Origin of the sequence: Microcoleus sp. K4-B3, assembly GCF_036704615.1 — a bacterium.
Classification (GTDB): Bacteria; Cyanobacteriota; Cyanobacteriia; order Cyanobacteriales; family Microcoleaceae; genus Microcoleus.
Genome location: NZ_JAUBSF010000108.1, coordinates 3,633 through 19,873, shown reverse-complemented (window position 1 = coordinate 19,873; position 16,241 = coordinate 3,633). Strand labels below are relative to the sequence as shown.

Sequence of the window (16,241 nt, the reverse complement as noted above, 5' to 3'; positions counted from 1 at the left end):
AATTATGAAATGGAACCGAAAGATAAAAAATAAAGGCAACTTAGTTAATGCAGTTTAGATGTTTAACAGCTTATTCATTGTTAATACCTTCCCTGCTTTTGCAACTTTGGCAATGATTTAGGTCAATATCTAGCTCACGTCTAACTGTTGTTTAATAAAAATAGCCTATCGGCCCCACGCACCCTTCAGGAATAGCCCGCCCGTTTGCCCCCACGCCCGCCAGGGGTTGAAAACCCCTGTCTAACAGCTAAAGTCAGTTAAAAATGACTGAAAAGTATGGTATATCAGGGTTTCAGTCCTCTTAAGAGGAGTTTCGCTTTGAGACGGGGGTTTAAATTACCGGCGGAATAAAAAGGAGGTTTTCCATCCCCGGGGGACTCAAATATTGTAAATTCTAACCTTTTACGATCGCCCCAAAGTCAGCCAACACCCGCGCGTGATTCCGCAGCAACCCCAGTAAATTCAACCGATTTTGCTTAATTTCCGGGTCAGAGTCCATCACCAAAACGCTTTCTGGCCCGTCGAAAAAGTTGCTGACAGTCGGAGCAATCTCAGTCAAACTATCTACCAACTGCTGGTAATTCCGAGTTTGTTTGGATAGCAGCGTTTGCGGCACTAACTGCACTACTGCATCGTAAAAAGCTTGTTCAGACGACTTTTGAAATAACTCCGGTTTCACCGCCGTTTTCGGTTCCAATTCTATTTTATCCAAATCACCTTGAGCCGCCAAACGAGTTGAACGGTTGACTGTTTCGTAAATCAGATCCAAAGTCTGGTTATTGCGGATTTGTTGCAGAAAAAGCGCTCTTTCCAGTGCGTCCAACAAATCTCTCAATGCTCGTTCAGTATATTCTGGGTCGTTTTCTCCCAAAACTGCATTTACCAAATCATAATCTACATTCTTTTCTTCTTGCAATAAAGTCCGAATTCTTTGTAAGAAAAACTCGTATAACTGATCCAGCAACTCCGCCGATGTTTCCGGGCGCACTGCGGTAAATTCGGCAACAACTTCTGCAAGCAACTGGTGCAAATTGATTGGCAACTGAGCCGCCCAAATAATGTTAGTGATTGCATTGGCTGCGCGGCGCAAAGCGAAGGGATCCGATGAACCAGTCGGCAACATTCCCAAGCCGAAGATGCTGACTAATGTATCTAATTTGTCTGCTATTCCGACAACTTGACCTGTCAGAGTTTGCGGCAAATTATCGCCAGCGCCTTTGGGCAAATAATGTTCAAAAATCGCTGTGGCTACTGCTTCCGGTTCGCCACTTGCTAAGGCGTATTTCTGCCCCATGATTCCTTGCATTTCGGGAAGTTCGTAAACCATTTGGGTTACGAGGTCGGCTTTGCAAAGTAAGGCTGCTCTTGCTATGTAAGCTTGTTCTTCGCCTGTGATTTGCAGTTGATTTGCGATGAGGCTGGCAATCTTGCACAGCCGATCGACTTTTGCGCGCACAGTCCCCAAATCTTCCTGGAAAGTAACTTTTTCCAACTTGGGCAAATAATCCTCTAGAGGCTTTACCAAGTCTGCTTTGTAGAAAAACTGACCGTCTGCCAATCTCGCCCGCACTACTCGCTCGTTACCGGCGGCAATAATCGCGGCTTTAGCCGGGTCGCCGTTGGAAATTGTAATGAAATAGGGCAGCAGTTCCGGATAATCAGGGCTTTTGAGAATTGGAAAATACCGCTGGTTTGTGACAATAATTGTGGTGATTACTTCCGGCGGCAATATCAAAAATTCGTCGTCAAATTTCCCGACAACTGCGTTCGGCCATTCTACTAAGTCGGTGACTTCTTCTAACAAATCTTCGGTAATGTCGGCGTAACCGCCTTGTTTTGTTGCTGCGGCTTCTACTTGTGCTTTAATTTGAGTTTTGCGCTGGGTTCGATCGACCTCCACGCAAGCAGCCCGCAGACACTCGACATAATCCTCGGCTTGCGGAATCGAGACCCCCCCCGTCCCCCCCTTGCCAAGGGGGGGTGTAGGGGGGGTGTATAACACCCGGTGTCCTTGGGAAATTCGAGCGCTCTTGACCGTATCCGAACCGCTCACCAATGTAATTGGCAGTACAGTATCATCAAACAGTGCCACCATCGATCGAATCGGGCGCGGAAACTTCAAATCTCCGTCAGCCCACCGCATAAATCTTTTGCCTTCTAACTTATTAATCCACTGCGGCACAAGTTCTGTCAAAATATCCGCACTCATCCGCCCCGGAATCTTTTTGAGCACAAAAACAAAATCGCCTTTATCGGTAGCGCGAACTTCCAAAGCATCAATTTCTACGCCCTGCTTTTTCGCAAAACCTTCCGCTGCTTTCGTCGGTTTGCCATCTTTAAAAGCGGAACTCGCCGGCGGCCCTTTTACCTCTTCTTCTCTATCTAATTGCTGAACTGGCAGTCCTTTCACCAGAACGGCCAAACGCCTCGGAGTAGCGTATACATTAATTGAGTCATTTGTCAAGGATTGTTCTGCCAGACTTGCAGGTACAAGTCGCTGCCACTGCTCGGCGCTGCCTCTGACAAAAGATGCGGGCAATTCTTCCGTACCGAGTTCTAATAAAAAGTTAGCCATATAACAGTTTTAGGTGTTTGTGTCAATAGGCAATTAATCTGCCCGTTCAATCATTACAAAAGTTACCGATCGCCAGTTAAAAAAAACCTGCAATTGCGATCGCGATAACCCAAATACAGAATTATTTTAGCGATGCGCAAGTCCTATTAGATCCAAAAAAGAATCAAATGATCAGCATACCACGTAAAATCGGGGGTGAAAGACAAATAGCTCAACAGCTCATGACCTTGGCGGAAAGACTGGCACAAGATTGGAAGTCGCGACTTGAACAAGATTGCCCGGATGAGAGTTCTAGCACTCGCGAGAGCGTTGTCCGCTGGCTGTTGGGAGACAGGCCAGAAAGATTTGACACTCTTGCTCCGGCTCAGCTAACCGTCGCCTCCGGCGCGATCGACTTTTTATATCGAATTTTGCTTTCTCGGTATCTGGGAGTACCGCCAGAAAAAGCTTACCGCAACTTGATCGGGCGGCTCGGCGGTTTAGTGGTGCTCCGGCAAAAAATCCAAGCATGGGTTTCCCTGAGTCGCGACAGACAGCGGAGTGCGGTGGAGGTACTGCAAGAAGTGATTCAGGAAATGCTCAATTCCGATCGCTACCTGCAGCTGCAAGTCGCCTGGATTGCCGAATGCACATCAGACAGACGCCTGCGAAATGCTTTGTTGCTAGCGAGCACAGAAGAATACTGCTTGCGGCCGATCCGCAACCAGCCGTTGCTGGTGTACCGTTTTGTCAACTACCTCCGGCGTTCCCAGCGGGGCGGGTTGACGCAAGTGCCTGCTGGAGACTGGGTGCGGCTGGTGTCGGAACAGGTTCTACCCGACGATACAGACGAACCGCTCAGCCTGCTAGACGAGCAGGCAATGTCCGAGTATCGAGAAAATCAAGCTTGGGAAGAGCAGCAAACTCAGCGGCAGATTGTCCAACAAGAATTTGAGAATTACTTGGCCGCTGAAGTCGATCCGCTAGCTTCCCGGTGGCTGCGGCTTTACCTGCAAGGTCGTTCCCAAGAGGCAATTGCCGAGGATTTGAAGGTTCCAATCAAGCAAATTTACCGCTTGCGAGAAAAAGTCAGTTACCACGCGATTCGGGTTTTTGCGGTCAAACAAGCACCGGAATTAGTCGCTAGCTGGCTGGAAACTTCGCTCCAAGAACACAGTTTGGGCTTGACTCCGGCTCAGTGGCAGCAATATTTACAAGACCTGACGCCGGTGCAGCGGCAGTTGCTAGAATCGTTGAAAGCAGGGAAAAGTGTAGAGACGATCGCATCTGAATTAAAGCTGAAAACCAATCAAGTCATCGGCGAGTGGAGCAAACTCTATTTAGCAGCTCAATCGCTCCGCAACGAGTAGATTGATAATGGGTGGCAGGCAATTGCTCGTGGTTAATTGGCGGTAGCATTTTTCAGAATCCGCGCTACAAATCAATTCCCAAACAGCCACCGAGTGCTGCGAGTTTCCCCGTGGAAAACCGCGCGATGCCCCTTGTATCAAATCAGGTTAGATCGATCGGGATATCGTAGCCCTGGCGTGACGATCGCGATCGTCTCCGATCGCAGTCAACTCTCTGGGCTAAGATACTAGCAGCACGATCGACTTTTTAGGGTTTTTTAACCAATCCTAAATTCAGCGGTTGCCCGTAAATCTCGGTTGGGGTGCATCTATAATACTTGCGCATTAAAGACATAATTCTGTCGTTGCCAGCCACGGGAAGCAATCTCCCGCGATCGATGATAGTTGGTCTAGACTGCGCCTGTCATCATCTAGTTCTCCATCTTTTGGTAGAATTTGAGGCTGCAATAGAGAAGGGAGAAAATTCGGGGACTAAGGATTTTTATTTCATAAAAGCTTCCGGTTGTTAGACCAATTCCTCCGTCAGGGAAGTTGCAGCGTTTAAATTTATCGCATCAGGTTGGTGCGTCGCGCTCGATCGCGCTTCCAACTACATAGCAGCTAATGGTACATACATCTTCAACAGACTCGGCAGCTACAATGGACTCCGATCGAATCTTTCACCTAATCGACACAGTTGTCCCCTTTGAAGCTTGCCTTTACTATCAAGTTTTGCCTTTATCTCTAGAAGGTAATCTCTTTAAACTGGGCGTAGTTGATGCCCAAGATGATTCCGCCTTGGACTACGTGCAGCGGATTTTAGCTTACATGAATTGCTCAGTCACAACAGAGCCAATTGCCTCGGAAACTCAGCGCTCGATGCTCTCAGCTTACTTGCTCCACGGGAGCCAGCTCAGAGAACCCAGCCAGACAGAAACCGCAGCAGCCCCAACACCCAAAAATCCCGCACCAGCAACTTCACGCCCCAAAGCAGAAACGCTGCTGTCTGGGCCCGAACCCTCAATGCCCGCTCGCGAGCGGTTTAAACCTGCTGGCGCTGAGGTTTCCCCGACGCCGACACAGCTATCGGTTTTGAATGTCAATGCCTTGCACTTGTCAAGCCCAGTCGAAGTTTTGGCAACTTTGCCCGCGCCCCAACTGCTGCAAGAATTACTCGGTAGAGTGCTGCGAGAGGGTATCGGCCGCTTGTTTTTTGAGCGGCACCAGTCCAAAGGCCGCATTCTTTGGAGTCAAGACGGCGTTTTGAAATCGATGCTAGAAGGTATCGATATCGTCCTGTTCCAAGAGGTCATCGACGAGTTGAAGCGGCTGACGGATATGCCTGTTTGCGCGGTAGAACAGCCCAAACAAGTCGAAGTTGAACGCATATATCAAAACACTCATTTGCTGTTGCGCTTGCGGGTAATGGCCGTGGGCGGCAAGGAAGAAGCCACGCTGCAAGTATTGCGGGGGGCAGCTTTGAGGTTTTACCAGCAGCAGCAGTTGTCTACTTTGAGTCGGGATGCGCTGCGGCTGGCCGAAGAATTGCAGCGGAAAGTGAATCAAATTCGCGATCGAACTCGGCTTTCTCCTGTGCCTTTAGAGGGGTTGCCGGCTTTGGAACAGGTGATTAGAAATCTTGACGACCAAATTGAAGCTTTGATGCACGAACACAATCCCGAGCAGCCCTAATCAACCATAGATCGCTGTTTTGAATTTTCTTTAACTCACATCAAGTCCGGTCAATCGATTTTAGATTTTAGATTTTAGATTTTAGATTGAAGCATTGACCCCACGGATAAATTCGGGGGGCAAGTTTCATCGGAAACAGGTTTTTTATTTCTGGACGGATGAATCCGGGGGCTTGTATCCTGGATGCTTTCGGTCAAATAATAATAATAATTACGTTTGTAGTGAGGACTCAAGTCCGAGCGAGTTTTATGATAACTCAAGTCTTCACTACAAACCAATTTGATGGCAGTTCTGCGAGGTGACAGAATATTATACCAGTTCCAAAAAAGAGTGCAACTGTATTCTCGTGCTCTAAACCCTGGTAGTCATCAGTCATTCCCAATCTAAAATCTAAAATCTAAAATCTAAAATGGTATTAGCCGTGCTCGAAAACATTGTTGTACTGCAATAAATCCAAACTCACAAAAACTGGCAAACACTGAAAACATTGCTGTGCAATTTCCCAGCGTTCTTCTCGCTGCAACATAGCAGTCAACTTTTGTTTAGCGCTCAGCAAATAGCGGACATCGTTAGCAGCGTAGCTCAGTTGCTCGTCTGAAAGATGCTCGGAATTTCCCCAGTCAGAACTTTGAGAAGTTTTGTTTAGTTCTACTTTTTCCAATTCTTGGATTAAGTCTTTAAGTCCGTGTTTGTTCGTGTAAGTTCTCGCCAGTTTGCTCGCTAGCTTTGTGCAGAAAACAGGTGCAATGTCAATACTTAAATTGTAACGCATTGTTGCCAGATCGAAGCGCGCAAAGTGAAATACCTTCTCAATATTTTCAGCTTCCATTAGCTTTTTTAAGTTGGGCGCCGCAGTCTGGCCTTTAGCAATCCGCACCGCCGCAACTTTACCTTGCGGATCGCACAACTGAACCAAACACAAGCGATCGCGCCACGGTAGCAAACCCATTGTTTCCGTATCAACGGCGATCGCCGGAGCAGTCAAATAATAAGATAAGAGAGAATCGGGAATATCACGATCGCACACTTGAAAATCTGGAAATTCCATTATTGGTAACTGTTGACTGTTGACTGTTGACTGTTAACTGTTGACTGTTGACTGTTGACTGTTGACTGTTGACTGCCCTCTTCTCTCTTCCCTCTTCCTGACATCCGTTACATCCGTTACATCCGTTACATCCGTCGAGCGAATCCGTTGCCGAACTTCGTTTTTCCTTCTTCCTTCAGCTTATCGGCTGCGAACAAAAAGCTGAGTAAAATAATACTCGCCTTTGGCATTTTTTGCAACCCCAATACCGGTCACATTAAACTGACCTTCCATATTCTTGCGATGGCCCTCACTTTTAATCCAACCCTCAACAGCATTGCGTACCGGGTCGCTGAAGCCGAAATTGTAAGCAACGTTTTCAGCTACACTTTGATAAGGAATAGTAATTGCCTTCGCCCGCCCTTCAAATCCATCGTGGCTGAAACGTACTTTACCGTTAGCCATATTTTCGCTGTGAATTCTTGCTATCTGAGTCATTCGCGGATCGATACTCAGCGGCGGCAACTTTTTAGATGCTCGGTATTGATTGATCTGTTGGTTAACCGCTTTTTCTAAGTCAGTAATAGCACTCGAAGCAACATTAGTATTCATGGGAGTTTGTGGCAGCGATCGCACCGGAATAAACGTGTCACACTTAGGCAGGATTGTCAACAATCCCAAGCACATGAACATCAAACCTTTGGACATGAAATCAAACGAGAAATAAAGTTAGTTGTTACCGATTCCTACAGAGCGATCGCCCCACATTCCGCCAAACTAGATATTTAGAACTTTCGCCACAGTGTTCACGTCTTTGTCGCCGCGTCCCGAACAGTTAAGCACAATCCGCGGATTGCCTGTTAGCTGCGGACACAGAGTCTCTAAATAGGCGATCGCGTGAGCAGTTTCCAAAGCCGGAATAATCCCCTCCAACTGCGAAAGTCGCTGAAATGCTCCCAGCGCTTCTGCATCAGTTACGCTATAATATTCAGCTCTGCCGGCATCCTTCAAATAACTGTGTTCCGGCCCCACGCCCGGATAATCCAAACCCGCACTAATCGAATGCGGCTCAATCACTTGGCCTTCATTATCTTGCAGCAAATAACTCATCGCCCCGTGCAGAACTCCCACACTTCCTTTAGTCAAAGTAGCAGCGTGTTTGTCAGTATCCACACCTTCGCCCGCCGCTTCAACACCGATCAATCTGACAGTTTCTTCCCCGACAAACTCGTGGAAAAGACCCATTGCATTAGAACCGCCGCCGACGCAAGCTAATAAAATATCCGGCAAACCACCCCACTTTTCCTGACACTGAACCCGCGTTTCTTGGCCGATTATCGCATGGAAATCGCGTACCATCATCGGGTAAGGATGGGGGCCTGCTACGGAACCAAGAATGTAATGAGTTGTCTCCACATTTGTCACCCAATCGCGAATCGCTTCGGAAGTCGCATCTTTCAGCGTTCCCGTACCTGCCGCCACCGGCCGCACTTCGGCTCCCATCAAGCGCATTCTAAACACATTTAAAGCCTGTCTTTCCATGTCGTGAACGCCCATGTAGACAACGCATTCTATCCCAAAACGAGCGCAAACTGTGGCGGTAGCAACGCCGTGTTGACCGGCACCAGTTTCAGCAATTACCCGCTTTTTGCCCATGCGTTTTGCGAGCAATGCTTGAGCTAAAGCGTTGTTGATTTTGTGAGCTCCGGTGTGGTTTAAATCTTCGCGTTTGAGATAAATTTGCGGGCCAGTTCCGTCTGCTTTAGCGTAGTGCTCGGTGAGGCGTTCGGCAAAATACAAAGGGCTGGGGCGGCCGACATAATCTTTGAGCAATTGTTGGAGTTGCTGTTGAAATTCTGGTTCGCTGCTGTATTTGTGGAAAGCGGCTTCTAGTTCAAATAAAGCCGGCATCAGGGTTTCGGGGACGTATTTGCCGCCGAATTTGCCGAATCTGCCGAGGGAGTCGGGGCGTTGGGCGCTGGTTTCGGGAGTGAGATGCAGGGGGGTGACAGTCACAAACTTGTGGGGATAATGGGACAGATTTTATTATATCTAGTCGATGGGGCTGTGGGCGATCGGGTGCGATCGCGAGGGCTGCAAGAAATTGCTGGGATGGCGGAAGTTCGTTTGAGCCTTCGATATATTGTCCTGTAAGGGTTTCAGCGATTTTTTCGGTGGGTGAGAGACTATTTGTACAGACATTTTTGGGAGTGCTCGCAAATTGCCTTTGGACACGTTGCGCTGTATGGGGTGTATTATGGAAGCCTCCCCACTCGTTGGGGAAACTAATTGAATGGAAACATTGCTCTATCTTTAGCTTCTTTAGGACTTTCTTTCGTTATCTCCCCACTCGCTGGGGAAACTAATTGAATGGAAACATGAAAAACTTAGAAACCCGACTCCTTGAAGAAGTCGGGTTTTTTACGCTTGCATCCGATCGCACTTACGAGATTAGGATTTACGCAAGGGTGGTCAGAAACCGGGTTTTTACGAGAAGATTTCGTTGCAGCGCGCAGATCAGGTAAAAAACCCGATTTCTTTGGTCGCACTGCGTCCACTATTGTAGATAAAATTAAATCTCCCGCTCAAATCAAATCCCTTAAGATCCGAATTATCCATCCCTCTCATCTCTTCCTCAGCGCCCTCAGCACCCTCTGCGGTTAAATCCTCCAAAAACAACCTTAAACGATATAATTCAATCAAAACCGGGAAATGTGCGATCGTCCTTAAGCCCGCTAGGGAATGAATTACCTGTTTCATAGCTAAAGTCAGTTAAAACTGACTGCTAATATCAAGTACAATCTCTGCAAAACCAACTGTAAATCTCATAGATTATCTTCCCTGAAAACTCATCTAAATCAACCATTCTCAAACACATCCTACAGTCCTCGACCGAGGACTTTCGCTATGAGGCGGGGGTTTCAACCCTGCCGGACTGCCGGACTCATCGGCTACCCAGCCTAACTCCAAACACCAAACTACTATGAGTACATCAAAGCCCAAAAATTCCAATTCCAATAACCAATCAGGAAAACGAATTGTTTACTCCGAATTTGGCAATGTTGACAACTCCGCCTCCCTCGAACGAGGAATACAAGAAGTCCCCCCAAATCAACAAAACCTCAAAATCGAAGCATCCCGAAAAGGACGCGGCGGCAAAACAGTTACAATCATCAGCGGCTTTCAGGGAAAACCCGAAACTTTAGCAACTCTAGCCAAACAGCTAAAAGCCCAATGCGGTACTGGCGGCACTGTCAAGGAAAATGAAATCGAAATTCAAGGCGAACACAAGCAAAAACTGCTAGAAATTATCACAAAATTAGGCTATAAAGCTAAAATTAGTGGAGGGTAAATTAGTCCATAGTCATCAGTGCATGGGGGGGGGCGGGTTTATGATATACTTAGTTTTCAACATAGATGGTTGGTAAAACCCGCCCCTACATCGCGCAAATTATACGATCGCGAATCAACCAGAAATGATATTACCAATTACCGCCAATTTTTAATGTACACTCGACCTTTAGCTCGTTTAATCGAACAATTGCAGCGCTTGCCCGGAGTCGGCCCAAAAACAGCCCAGCGTTTAGCTTTACATATTTTGAAGCGACCGGAAGAAGAAGTGCAAGCCCTAGCTAAATCTTTGATTGATGCCAAACAGCAAGTAGGTTTCTGTCAAGTATGCTTTCACTTATCTGCTGACCCTGTTTGCGAAATTTGCCGCAATACCAACCGCGACAGTCATACCATTTGTGTAGTGTCAGAATCCCGCGACGTAATCGCTTTAGAAAAAACGCGGGAATATATGGGCAAATATCACGTTGTTGGCGGCGTTATCTCGCCGATGGATGGAATTGGCCCGGAACAATTGAACATTCAACCATTAGTCCGGCGCGTCAGCCAGCAAAAGATTAAGGAAGTAATTATTGCTATTAGTCCCAGCGTGGAAGGCGAAACTACTACTCTTTATATCGGTCACTTATTAAAACCTTTTACCCTAGTGACGCGCATAGCTTTTGGTTTGCCGATGGGGGGAGATTTGGAATATGCCGATGAAGTTACATTGGCTCGCGCTTTGGAAGGAAGGAGGGAGTTGGATTAGTTATTCAATATTATTCGGCGGCTGAAACCGATCTTGCGCAAACGAAGTCCGCCTGCGCGAACTAACAGCGGACTAACAACAGATAATAAGGCTACACTAAACTAAGTTACCGATAGTGAAAAATCATGGCTAAATTCGATCGACCTTTCACCTACCCCACAACCCGCAAAATCGACCAAACAGACGACTACCACGGCGTCAAAGTATCAGACCCCTACAGGTGGCTGGAAAATCCCGACTCTGAGGAAACCCAAGCTTGGGTGGAAGCCCAAAACGCAGTCACTTTTGCCTACCTCAACGAAATTCCGGCGCGGGAAAAAATAAAACAGCGCCTGACTCAACTTTGGGATTACGAGAAATACGGCATACCTTTCAAAGAAGGCGATCGCTATTTCTACTACAAGAATGACGGCCTGCAAAATCAATCCGTACTCTACACTTTGACATCCCTCGACGGCGAACCCAAAGTATTAATTGACCCCAACACTCTCTCGGAAGACGGAACCGTTGCTTTGGGCGGGGTAGCTATCAGCGAAGACGGCAAACTTATGGCCTACGGTTTGTCAACTTCCGGCTCAGACTGGCAGGAATGGAAAGTCCGCGATGTGGCAACCGGCGAAGATTTATCAGACCATTTAAAGTGGATTAAATTTTCAGGAGCATCCTGGACTCACGACGGTAAAGGCTTTTTTTACAGCCGCTACGACGAACCCAACGAAAAAACCAAACTAGAAGACGTTAACTATTACCAAAAACTGTTTTACCACCAAATCGGCACGCCGCAATGTGAAGACATATTAATCTACGAGCGATTAGACCAGAAAGAGTGGGGATTTAGCGGCGGCGTCACCGAAGATGGTCGTTACTTAATTATCTCTGTTTGGCAGGGAACGGAAACGAAAAACTTGATTTTCTACAAGGATTTAACGGCACCGGAATCAACCGTTGTAGAACTGATTAGCGAATTCGAGGCAGAGTACAGTTTCATCGACAATGAAGGCTCTCTTTTCTGGCTTCAAACAGACTTGAATGCACCGCTGGGCCGCATAATTGCGATCGACACCAACAACCCACCTCCTTTATCCCTCGCTGGTGATGAAACCGCCCCTGAATCCCCCTGCAAAGGAGGGATTCAGGGGGGATTCACAGAAATTATCCCCGAAGCAGCAGAAACTCTCGAAGGCATTGGTCTCCTGAACAATCAATTTGTCGCTTCCTACTTGAAAGACGCCTACACCCAGATTAAAATCTTCAACTTAGACGGCTCTTTCGTGCGAGAAGTTGCCTTGCCCGGAATCGGTTCGGCGGGAGGATTTGGCGGCAAGCGGCACGACACCGAAACTTTTTATGCTTACACCAGTTTCACTGCACCTAACATCATCTACCACTACAATATGGTGACAGATGAAAGTACGATTTATCGGCAACCAAAAGTAGATTTTAATCCCGAGGATTACGAAACAAAACAAGTATTTTACCCGAGTAAAGACGGTACGCAAGTACCCATGTTTATCACCCACAAGAAAGGCTTGCAATTTGATGGCAACAACCCCACATACCTGTACGGTTACGGTGGTTTTGGCATCTCGCTGACTCCGAGTTTTTCTGTTAGCAATGTCGTGTGGTTGGAGATGGGCGGAGTTTATGCGATCGCCTGTTTGCGGGGAGGCGGCGAGTACGGCGAATCATGGCACCAAGCAGGCACAAAGTTGAACAAGCAAAACGTGTTTGATGACTTTATCAGTGCCGCTGAATGGTTGATCGAAAACAAGTACACCAAACCGGCTAAATTGGCGATCGCAGGCGGCAGTAACGGCGGTTTATTAGTGGGAGCTTGCATGACTCAGCGACCGGAATTGTTCGGTGCAGCACTGCCGGCAGTCGGCGTCATGGATATGTTGCGCTTCCACAAATTTACCATTGGTTGGGCTTGGACTTCTGAATACGGTTCGCCGGAAAATCCCGAAGAATTTTCCACAATTCGCGGCTATTCTCCGTTGCACAACCTCAAACCGGGAACGGCTTATCCGGCGACAATGATTACAACTGCCGATCATGACGATAGAGTAGTTCCTGCCCACAGTTTCAAATTTGCTTCTGCTTTGCAAGAAACCCATGCGGGAGAAAAACCGGTGTTAATTCGCATTGAAACCAAAGCGGGACACGGTGCCGGCAAACCCACTGCGAAAATCATTGAAGAATTGGCAGATGAATGGGCTTTTTTAGTGCGGGAACTCGATATTAACTAACGTTTAAAAAGTGCGGAATTGAGGGTGGCGCAGTCGGAGAAAGTGCGATCGCGCCACCCTCTATTTTTCCGCCTCTCCCGTAGGGTACGCACGCAGCACAAACCACCTCACCCTAGTATTTGAAAGAATTTTTTGGGCAAATCTCGCGTTCAATTCTCAAATCCTGCGATCGCTTCACTGCTTTTGGCTGCGAACACCCAATAAGTGAAATCATAGATTGGTGCAATTTGTCAACTCCCACTTATATTAACTTGTCTTACATTATGTTAATTTTTTATGTTTTAGTAGTCGTTCCGATATTTTTTTGATATTGCTTCAGTAACTGAGTTTTGTGGCGATGTCAAAAGGCAACAGCAGTAAATTGAATCTCAAATTAAAAATTTTCCAATTCTCGGAAACTGATTTTTTCAGTGGATTTACTGTGAATGTTCAATAAAAAGTAACACTTACAACCGTACTGAGTACCGTCGCGTTACCGAAATCACTGACTTTTTTCAGCAAGGCGTAAGTAATACAAAATCCGGATTAAAAACCCCTTTATAAAACTTGGTGGTTGAAACCGATCTAACACCAACTGTCGTCCGCTGTGAGAATAACTCAAGAATAAAGGGGGTTTTTAATCCGGATTTTGTATAAAGGGCGATCGAAATATCAAGGTTCTGGCATGGCTTCTTCTCCAATAAAAAGAACTGACTAGCGCAGTCAAAGCCAGAAAACGCTTGCGTAGGAGTTGGGGTGATTTGTCCTCTTAGCGACCTGCGATCGCCCGCAGCAGTCCTCGTCCAATTCTTTGTTAAAATCTCAAAAAAATACGTAAGTATTAAATTATTTCTATAAAAATAATTTATGGAAAATTTATATTTTGGTGTTTATAGAATTTTCTCAAGGTGGGTAGGCTAAAACAAATAACTAAATCAGGGAATAATGAAAATGATCTCCCATCTGCCGAATTTTTCTGCCGTAAAAATACCTAAATCTACGAATATTGCCACTAAAAAAAACTTCTTTTTTAAAAAAGCAAGCTCTACAGCAGAGCGTGAAGCAAAAAAATCTCTAGTGATTGTTGACTCCCGAGTAGAAAACTACGAACAATTGATCGGTGGTCTCAAAGCTGGAACCGAAGTATTTGTACTCAATCCAACCAGGGGGGCGATCGAGCAAATCACCGAAATTTTGGGTCAGCGCAGCAGCATCACCAGCCTGCACATAGTTTCTCACGGCCGAGAAGCAGCAGTAGAAATCGGCTCAACAGAACTTAATATTGATAATCTAGAAACCTACAGCCACCAATTGCAGCAATGGCGAAAAGTCCTTAGCGAGCAAGGCAACATTCTGCTTTACGGCTGTAACGTAGCCGCCGGCGAATCCGGCATTAAATTCATACAAAAACTCAGCGAACTAACGGGAGCAAATATTGCCGCTTCCAACAACCTAACAGGCAGTGCAGCGCTAGGTGGCGACTGGGAATTAGAAATTACTACAGGACAAATAAATACCGAATTAGCCTTTGAAAAAGAAGTCCTAGAAGGCTATACATCAGTCCTAGCTACCTTAGCTGCTGAAGAATTTAAGAATCCCACAGTAATCGGGCCTTGGATATATGGAGTTGGCAACACCCTTACAGATAACCCAGGCTTAACCGCAGGTAGTACACCCAACAGCAGCGGCGTTATTCCCGCTTTAGGGACTGGCGATCCACCCGGAACAGGTACTTTGAGATTAACATCAAATGAATTTACACAAGCAGCTTTTGTAATCTACGACAACCCAATCTCTGCCACTGAGGGTCTGAAAGTTACTTTTGATTTCTTTGCCTATAACAGAGGTACTGTCCCTTCTCAAGGGGATGGTTCCCTTCTTGGTGCCGATGGCATTAGTTTTTTCCTCATTGACGGAACAGCTAGGCCAACAGAAGCGGGAGGATATGGTGGCTCTCTCGGCTATGCTCAGAATAATAATAGTCCCGCTTCACTTGGTATTGTAGGAGGTTATTTAGGTGTCGGATTAGACGAGTTTGGCAATTTTTCTCTCCCTCAAGGAGGAGTGGGAGGGCGTGTGGGCGGCCCCGGGCAGCGGCCGGATTCATTAGGACTTAGAGGCAGCCAAAGCACATCTTATAATTTTTTAACAAGCACTTCCATTGCCATTGGCATAGATAATAAAGATACAACCACTCGCACTGCTGCTAAAAGAAGCGTCCAAATTACATTATTCCCGGCCAATTCAATAATATCTCCTAACCGTCTGACAGTTGCCTTCGACTTAAACACCAATGGCATCTTTGATCCGGGCGAAACACTGATCGACATACCAAATTTGGCAACCGTAAACGGAACAGTGCCACGTACTTTTAAATTTGGGTTTGCTGCTTCGACAGGGGGAAATACAAACATTCACGAAGTTAATAATGTCATCGTCGAAAGTCTAGATCCCCCTACACTCGTAGCCGACGTTTCCATTGTTAAAAAAGGCCCGCTCTATGCCATACCCAATAGCACCATTACCTATACGATTACCTCCACAAATAACGGGCCAAACAGCGCCGAAAGCGTCCTGATTCAAGATCCGCTCCCAGAGGGCTTAACTTTCCTCAGCACTGACAACGGCGGTACTTTCAACCCCACAACGAGGACGGTCATCTGGCCGGCGATTCCGACTCTGGCTAACGGTGCTAGCGAAACCCGCACCATCACCGCCACAGTTTCCCCAACAGTCAGCGCTCCCTTAACTAACACGGCCTATAGCACATCCAGCACTTTCGACCCAAATCTAGCTAACAACAATAGTTCCCAACCAATCTCTCAAGTCTCAACTACAATTGTTGCTGCTCTTGCCGACCTCGTTACCACCAAAAGCGGGACTGCGGCAGCAGCACCAGGTGAAAGAGTTACTTACACAATTTCGACAGTCAACAACGGGCCAAGCACAGCCGAAAACGTCACCGTTACCGACAGCATCATTCCCGGCTTAACAGGAGTAATCCCCTCCAACGGCGGTGTCTACGATCCCGCTACAGGTATTGTCACCTTCGGGCCAGCTACCAGCTTAGCCAGCGGTGTCACCGTCAACAACACAGTCAGCTTCATCGCACCTGCATCCGGCAGCGTCAGCAACACCGCCAGAAGTACCTCAACTACCGCTGACCCGACTCCGGGCAACAACGAAGCTACATTCACCACACCTCTGACACCTAGTGCCGACCTCGTTACCACCAAAAGCGGGACTGCGGCAGCAGCACCAGGTGAAAGAGTTACTTACACAATTTCGACAG

The 16,241-nt window shown here is 47.0% G+C and carries 12 protein-coding genes; 7 read left to right on the top strand and 5 right to left on the bottom strand.

All coding sequences use genetic code 11. From position 1 onward, the window contains the following. Nucleotides 1-394: 394 nt before the first annotated feature. Entirely contained in the window at nucleotides 395-2,575 is a 2,181-nt protein-coding gene (gene glyS, locus QUA78_RS28455; protein ID WP_333399153.1) for a glycine--tRNA ligase subunit beta, read from the bottom strand. A gap of 167 nt (nucleotides 2,576-2,742) precedes the next feature. On the opposite strand from glyS, the gene QUA78_RS28450 reads away from it, so the two are divergent. After that, complete coding sequence (locus QUA78_RS28450) at nucleotides 2,743-3,924, top strand: HetZ-related protein 2 (RefSeq protein ID WP_333304892.1); 1,182 nt, start codon at nucleotides 2,743-2,745, stop codon at nucleotides 3,922-3,924. A gap of 603 nt (nucleotides 3,925-4,527) precedes the next feature. Next, nucleotides 4,528-5,595: a hypothetical protein gene (locus tag QUA78_RS28445; RefSeq protein ID WP_333304891.1), complete on the top strand. Its 1,068-nt coding sequence runs from the start codon at nucleotides 4,528-4,530 to the stop codon at nucleotides 5,593-5,595. 415 nt (nucleotides 5,596-6,010) lie between these two features. Here QUA78_RS28445 and QUA78_RS28440 read toward each other — a convergent pair whose 3' ends face one another. From QUA78_RS28440 to trpB, 3 genes are all read right to left on the bottom strand, one after another. Then, nucleotides 6,011-6,643 (bottom strand): ribonuclease D, encoded by a 633-nt coding sequence (locus QUA78_RS28440; RefSeq protein ID WP_333304889.1) that lies wholly within the window; start codon nucleotides 6,641-6,643, stop codon nucleotides 6,011-6,013. Between the two features lie 180 nt (nucleotides 6,644-6,823). After that, on the bottom strand, nucleotides 6,824-7,330 hold the full coding sequence (locus QUA78_RS28435; RefSeq protein ID WP_333304887.1) for a CAP domain-containing protein: 507 nt from the start codon (nucleotides 7,328-7,330) through the stop codon (nucleotides 6,824-6,826). 69 nt (nucleotides 7,331-7,399) lie between these two features. Next, nucleotides 7,400-8,638 (bottom strand): tryptophan synthase subunit beta, encoded by a 1,239-nt coding sequence (gene trpB, locus QUA78_RS28430; RefSeq protein WP_333304885.1) that lies wholly within the window; start codon nucleotides 8,636-8,638, stop codon nucleotides 7,400-7,402. 15 nt (nucleotides 8,639-8,653) lie between these two features. Here trpB and QUA78_RS28425 point away from each other — a divergent pair, with 15 nt between their 5' ends. After that, nucleotides 8,654-8,776 (top strand): hypothetical protein, encoded by a 123-nt coding sequence (locus QUA78_RS28425; protein ID WP_333304883.1) that lies wholly within the window; start codon nucleotides 8,654-8,656, stop codon nucleotides 8,774-8,776. A 363-nt stretch (nucleotides 8,777-9,139) separates the two neighbouring features. On the opposite strand, the gene QUA78_RS28420 is transcribed toward QUA78_RS28425, so the two are convergent. Then, nucleotides 9,140-9,382: a hypothetical protein gene (locus tag QUA78_RS28420; RefSeq protein ID WP_333304881.1), complete on the bottom strand. Its 243-nt coding sequence runs from the start codon at nucleotides 9,380-9,382 to the stop codon at nucleotides 9,140-9,142. Between the two features lie 223 nt (nucleotides 9,383-9,605). Here QUA78_RS28420 and QUA78_RS28415 point away from each other — a divergent pair, with 223 nt between their 5' ends. The 4 genes from QUA78_RS28415 to QUA78_RS28400 all read left to right on the top strand — a co-directional run. Next, nucleotides 9,606-9,974 carry a translation initiation factor gene (locus QUA78_RS28415; protein ID WP_333304879.1) on the top strand — a complete coding sequence of 123 codons (369 nt, stop codon included), beginning with the start codon at nucleotides 9,606-9,608 and terminating at the stop codon, nucleotides 9,972-9,974. Between the two features lie 153 nt (nucleotides 9,975-10,127). Beyond that, nucleotides 10,128-10,721, top strand: coding sequence for a recombination mediator RecR (recR, locus tag QUA78_RS28410; protein WP_172187730.1), 594 nt, complete (start codon nucleotides 10,128-10,130; stop codon nucleotides 10,719-10,721). Between the two features lie 125 nt (nucleotides 10,722-10,846). Continuing rightward, on the top strand, nucleotides 10,847-12,970 hold the full coding sequence (locus QUA78_RS28405; RefSeq protein WP_333304878.1) for a prolyl oligopeptidase family serine peptidase: 2,124 nt from the start codon (nucleotides 10,847-10,849) through the stop codon (nucleotides 12,968-12,970). 1,056 nt (nucleotides 12,971-14,026) lie between these two features. After that, the coding region (locus QUA78_RS28400; protein WP_333399152.1) for a DUF4347 domain-containing protein at nucleotides 14,027-16,241 on the top strand (2,215 nt) is incomplete at its 3' end.

What these genes read in the sequence shown, in the direction of transcription:
- glyS (WP_333399153.1), bottom strand. Translation starts at nt 2,575, where the DNA reads ATGGCTAACTTTTTATTAGAACTCGGTACGGAAGAATTGCCCGCATCT.
- QUA78_RS28450 (WP_333304892.1), top strand. Translation starts at nt 2,743, where the DNA reads ATGATCAGCATACCACGTAAAATCGGGGGTGAAAGACAAATAGCTCAA.
- QUA78_RS28445 (WP_333304891.1), top strand. Translation starts at nt 4,528, where the DNA reads ATGGTACATACATCTTCAACAGACTCGGCAGCTACAATGGACTCCGAT.
- QUA78_RS28440 (WP_333304889.1), bottom strand. Translation starts at nt 6,643, where the DNA reads ATGGAATTTCCAGATTTTCAAGTGTGCGATCGTGATATTCCCGATTCT.
- QUA78_RS28435 (WP_333304887.1), bottom strand. Translation starts at nt 7,330, where the DNA reads ATGTCCAAAGGTTTGATGTTCATGTGCTTGGGATTGTTGACAATCCTG.
- QUA78_RS28425 (WP_333304883.1), top strand. Translation starts at nt 8,654, where the DNA reads ATGGGACAGATTTTATTATATCTAGTCGATGGGGCTGTGGGCGATCGG.
- QUA78_RS28420 (WP_333304881.1), bottom strand. Translation starts at nt 9,382, where the DNA reads ATGAAACAGGTAATTCATTCCCTAGCGGGCTTAAGGACGATCGCACAT.
- QUA78_RS28415 (WP_333304879.1), top strand. Translation starts at nt 9,606, where the DNA reads ATGAGTACATCAAAGCCCAAAAATTCCAATTCCAATAACCAATCAGGA.
- recR (WP_172187730.1), top strand. Translation starts at nt 10,128, where the DNA reads ATGTACACTCGACCTTTAGCTCGTTTAATCGAACAATTGCAGCGCTTG.
- QUA78_RS28405 (WP_333304878.1), top strand. Translation starts at nt 10,847, where the DNA reads ATGGCTAAATTCGATCGACCTTTCACCTACCCCACAACCCGCAAAATC.